Source organism: Halomonas llamarensis, assembly GCF_023555005.1.
In the GTDB taxonomy this organism is placed as follows: domain Bacteria; phylum Pseudomonadota; class Gammaproteobacteria; order Pseudomonadales; family Halomonadaceae; genus Vreelandella; species Vreelandella llamarensis.
The window spans coordinates 1-886 of record NZ_JAMJPJ010000085.1; the positions used below are offsets into that span (position 1 = coordinate 1).

The 886-nt window shown below is 53.6% G+C and carries 1 protein-coding gene; it reads left to right on the forward strand.

From position 1 onward, the window contains the following. On the forward strand, positions 1 to 886 hold an 886-nt coding region (locus tag M8006_RS17670), incomplete at both ends, for a PD-(D/E)XK nuclease domain-containing protein (protein ID WP_250084522.1).

Below are 886 nucleotides of genomic sequence, written 5' to 3' on the forward strand. Positions count from 1 at the left end.
GCGTTATTAAGGACGCCGACCCCCACTTGCACTTTGTGCTGCTGACCGGCGTGTCCAAATTCAGTAAGGTCAGCCTGTTTTCGGGACTGAATAATCTGCGTGATATTACCCTGTCGCCCGACTATGCGACCCTTTGCGGCTATACCGATGACGACATCGATACCGTATTTGAACCCGAACTTTCCGGGTTAGACCGTCAGGAAATCAAACAGTGGTATAACGGCTATCGTTGGGGGGGGCGTGAGGTAACGTCCGTCTACAATCCCTTCGATGTACTGTTACTGTTCCAAGAACAAGAATTCGGCCCTTACTGGTTTGAGTCGGCGACACCCACGTTTTTGGTTGAATTGCTGAAAGAGCGCGGCATATATACCCCCGCACTCACTGCTTGGCACAGTCGGCCCACATTATTGAGCCGCTTTGATGTGGATGATATCTCGACCGACGCCATGCTATTTCAAACAGGCTACCTGACGCTTAAAAGTATTCGCGAAGAAGTGCCTCACCGCCCCCTTTATCAGCTGGGGCTGCCCAACCAGGAAGTGGAAATCAGTCTTAACGAGGCGCTGCTCCCCATACTGGGCGTTAGCCATGCCGTTTTCGATGAACTGGCCATCCGCCTACCGCGCTTGTTAAAAGTGGGCGACCTTGCCGCGATTGAAACTCACCTCAAGGCCCTTTACGCCGGGCTTCCCCATGACTGGTACCGCAATAATCCGATTGCTCGATACGAAGGCCACTATGCCAGTGTCTTCTATAGCCACTTTGCCGCCCTGGGGGTGAGTGTGACGGTGGAAGACGCCAGCCACCATGGCAAGGTGGACATGAGCGTGGACTTTGGCGGGCATATCTACCTGTTTGAGTTCAAGGTGGTGGAGCAACTGCC